The sequence below is a fragment of the Vibrio sp. 10N.222.46.A1 genome (assembly GCF_041473595.1).
GTDB classification, from domain to species: domain Bacteria; phylum Pseudomonadota; class Gammaproteobacteria; order Enterobacterales; family Vibrionaceae; genus Vibrio; species Vibrio tasmaniensis_A.
Map to the genome: position 1 here is coordinate 1 of NZ_JBFRSN010000917.1, position 3,785 is coordinate 3,785.

The following is a 3,785-nucleotide window of genomic DNA, read 5'->3' on the forward strand; positions in this document are numbered from 1 at the left end:
GTTTAACGCTGTGAATTCTTTCGGGTCAATAAGGGTCGCAGTATCAATCCACCAATCAATACTCTTTTTCACAGCAGGTAAATTGCCTTGAATAATGTTGTTTTTTAGCTTGGCACGCCAAACGGTGTTGTTTGCATCCGCTGATTGTAGAGGAACGCCTCGGTAAACTGAATTTGCCATATCCATTGATCATCGTTTTGTTTTCATTACGTTAATCATAAGTATACTTCTAATGATATCAAGCATAATATGGCAAAAACACCTGTTGAGGTACGGTAATTTGAGAAAAAAAGTCCCTAATTTATCGGACTCTGTGATAATTAATTCATTTGTTGAAAAATTAAACAGCCACGCGACAATTGAAATTATAGATGAGTTAACAGGATATCAGTACTCTCGAAACTCCTTGTTGGGTATCTACAGTGATTGGAATCGCTACCATGCGTTCTGTACTAAAAATCGTATTAACACACTTCCAGCATCCATCACTGCTGTTCGGCGTTTTCTTGAGACTGAATCCAGTGAAAGAAAATTCGCGTCTTTGAAACGTTACACTGCAACACTTAGCTTGTTGCATACTGTGTTGAGCTTTGCTAACCCAATCAAGCATAGGCAAGTTCGTTTTACCCTGCTCCACTTGCAATCTCGAATGGCTGGCGACGCTAAACAAACCAATGCCATGACATCCGCACACCTCACAGAGTTAAACACGTTACTTTCCCATGAGAAATCGAGCTTAAAAGAGATCAGAGATATCGCGATTTATAATGTGATGTTCGAGTGTGCTTTAAAGCGGTCTGAACTAAAGGCGTTGTCGATGGATAATGTGGAGAGCGTTGAGAATGACTACCAGATTACAATAAAAGGTTCAGTGTATAGGCTATCGCGAGTAGCAAGCGCCGCACTTGAGCGTTGGTTTTCGTTTACCGGAACACAAGACGAGTTGCCTGTATTTCGTGCGATAGATAAACATGAAAATATCAGTCTGCAAGCTTTAGATGATTCGTCGATCTACAGAATATTGAGAAGAGCAAGTGACTTACTTCAATTGGCTGACAACCACCATTTCTCCGGGAACTCTATTCGTGTAGGTGCCGCACAAGAACTATCGAAACAAGGCCTTAAGGTGAGAGAAATTCAAGATTTTGGTCGTTGGCTCAGCCCTGCAATGCCTGCGCAATATGTGGGTTATTCGGGTACCTCTGAGAGTGAGAAGATGAAGTTTAAAGCACTAATCCCTTGGCAATGAGCTGATGGCTTTGTTAAGAGGCGGCTTGTTTATCTACGGTTTTTTATAGGCAGATTGTTAAGTCAATCAACTGACTTTGCAAACCAAAAGCTTCCGACTTAAAAACAAATAGCGCCTTGGTAGATAAGCTCAAGGCGCTATTTGTTATCTAATGAGTTATATAAAACGGCTAAGATATTTTGGGTGAACTAAAAAATGCTTGTTCTCACGCAGTTTTCTAAGAACTGGCTGAATTTGTGGCCGTCATGTTCAACCATTTTTGGGAACATGGAAATTGGCGTCATACCTGGGAAGGTATTCACTTCGTTCAGGTAGATCTCATTGTCTTGTGTTAAGAAGAAATCGATACGAGACAAGTGACGAAGCTTCATCTGCGTGAATACCTTGCGGGCGCTGTCTGCAATCAATTCACGCTGTTCATCGGTTAAGTTAGTTGCTTCAACTTCAGTAATTGAGTGGCTGTCTGCACTGTACTTCTCTTCGTAAGAGTAAAATGCGCCATTAGGTGCAATCACCTCGCCTGGCTTGCTTATCTGTAGCTCGCCATCGATTTCATAAGCGGCAACTTCTAGCTCTCTTGGCACCACGGATTTCTCAATAAGCACTTGATCAGAGAAGGTAAATGCCTTGTTGATTGCTCCGCTTAATTCTTCTGCTTGATTGACTTGGTAACAGCCAACGGAAGATCCCTGACGAGCCGCTTTGACGAACACTTTCCCCCAACTTTCAAAGGCTTGTGTCGCCTGTGCATGAGCTAGTTCAGTGTTGTCGGATAAGAACAGATAAGGCGTATTTGGGATACCCAGAGCGTCGTACCAAAGTTTTGATGTGATTTTATTGAAGCTGTTGTTGCTTGCTTCAGAACCACAACCTAGGTACGGAATCTTAGCCATTTCAAACAGTGATTGAATGTCACCTGTTTCGCCCGGGAAACCATGAATACATGGAACAATGAAATCGACTTTTGATTCTAAGTTGTCGCCACGTAAGGTTTGATCGTTAATATCAAGATAAACCAACTCACCAGAATCAAGACACCAGCCTTCGTTTTTAATTTCAACTCTCACAACGTTAAAATCTGCAACGCTATTAAGTTGTTCAAAAAGGTAATTGGCTGAAACGATCGACACTTCATGCTCTGAAGATCCACCGCCGCAAAGTAGAAGGATGTTTGTGGTGTTCATGGGTAAATTCGGTCCTTGAAACTAGGAATACTGACTTCAATGATAAACAAAAGTCGAAATAGGTACAGTGTTTTGAATGCTAAAATCGTCATCTAAGGAGTGAGCGATTAACTATTAAACAAAACTAACCGTCATAAAACAAAAGAAGGAGCATTTGCTCCTTCTTTATGATTTAAAACTTAGTTTAACTTGTTAAGCGTTGGGTATTCAGAGTTCTTGATATCATCAATGCTCTTAACGAATGGCTTTAAGTTTTGAAAACTGCTCGGCAAAGATGAAATCGCCTTTTTAGCGTCTAAGCGTGTCGCGTAGTCACCGTAAAGTACAGTGAACCACTTCGTGCCGTTAACCATTTTGTAGTTTTCCCAAATTGGCTGGGAAGTGGTTGGTAGCATTTTTACAAAAGAATCGACTTTGGCTTGGCTGCCAACAGCAACAACTTGAACTGTGTAACCAAAGCGTTGGTTCATGTCTTGTTGCTTCTTGGTTGGAGCTGTAATTGTTGCAACCGGCTTAGCTCTAGTCGTGTGAGTGATTTTTTGTTCTACAGGTGTGGTTCTGACAACGTTGACCACGTTCTCTTCAACAACGGCAGTCTGCTCAGATTGAGATACAACTGGAGCTTCAACTTTAGCCGTTTTGAACTCTTCTTGATAGCTATCTGACGTTACATTGGTAACGTAGTTGTCAGATACACATGCAGCCAAGAGCAGTGGCAAAGTCACAATTGCAAGTTTTTTCATGGAAAGCTCTATATCCTTAATAATAATTACTATAAATCATGCCGATACGTCGGTTTAGAATCAAGTTAACTTTGAGATTATACACCATTAGTGGGTGACCTATTTCACAAACTTTATGCAGTGTCTGCTTATTCATCTTAATTCGGTGAATTTGCCATCAACCCGTGAATGAAAAGTAAGTTACGATGAACTTACGTGCATTGCTAGGATATGTCTATGAATCATCTTGATCCCCTACTTAAACCCCGTTCAATCGCTGTTGTTGGTGCATCTCAACGAGAAACGCGTGCAGGATATATCGTCATGAACAATCTGTTACACGGGGATTTTAAAGGTGCGGTGATGCCGGTAACACCAAAATACGATTCTGTCGCAGGCGTCCTCTCTTACAAAAACATCTTGTCGCTACCTATCGTGCCTGACCTTGCTATTTTGTGCACTAATGCGACACGCAATGTGGCTATTTTTGAAGAGTTGGCCGAGAAAGGCATCGCTTCCGTCATTGTGCTCTCCTCCGACATGCAACAGCAAAGTGATAGCGGTGAAACGTTTGATGAGAGATGTATTGCAATAGCCAAAGCAAACAATATTCGGGTACTTGGTTCCAAT

Annotated in this window: 5 protein-coding genes; 2 read left to right on the forward strand and 3 right to left on the reverse strand. The window is 41.5% G+C overall.

The window, feature by feature from the left end:
• Nucleotides 1–180: DUF3319 domain-containing protein (locus tag AB4496_RS21970; protein ID WP_372131966.1), on the reverse strand; the 180-nt coding region annotated here is incomplete at its 3' end.
• A 100-nt stretch (nucleotides 181–280) separates the two neighbouring features.
• On the opposite strand from AB4496_RS21970, the gene AB4496_RS21975 reads away from it, so the two are divergent.
• A complete protein-coding gene (locus AB4496_RS21975; RefSeq protein WP_102257727.1) occupies nucleotides 281–1,249 on the forward strand; it encodes a tyrosine-type recombinase/integrase in 969 nt (322 codons plus the stop codon).
• Nucleotides 1,250–1,437: 188 nt separating this feature from the next.
• Here the strand turns inward: AB4496_RS21975 and AB4496_RS21980 are convergent, their stop codons facing one another.
• Nucleotides 1,438–2,433, reverse strand: a complete 996-nt coding sequence (locus AB4496_RS21980) for a D-alanine--D-alanine ligase (RefSeq protein ID WP_017100556.1) — start codon at nucleotides 2,431–2,433, stop codon at nucleotides 1,438–1,440.
• A gap of 179 nt (nucleotides 2,434–2,612) precedes the next feature.
• Nucleotides 2,613–3,176, reverse strand: coding sequence for an SPOR domain-containing protein (locus AB4496_RS21985; protein ID WP_009845372.1), 564 nt, complete (start codon nucleotides 3,174–3,176; stop codon nucleotides 2,613–2,615).
• A gap of 216 nt (nucleotides 3,177–3,392) precedes the next feature.
• On the opposite strand from AB4496_RS21985, the gene AB4496_RS21990 reads away from it, so the two are divergent.
• Nucleotides 3,393–3,785 (forward strand): CoA-binding protein (locus AB4496_RS21990; RefSeq protein WP_372131968.1); only part of this gene is annotated, 393 nt, incomplete at its 3' end.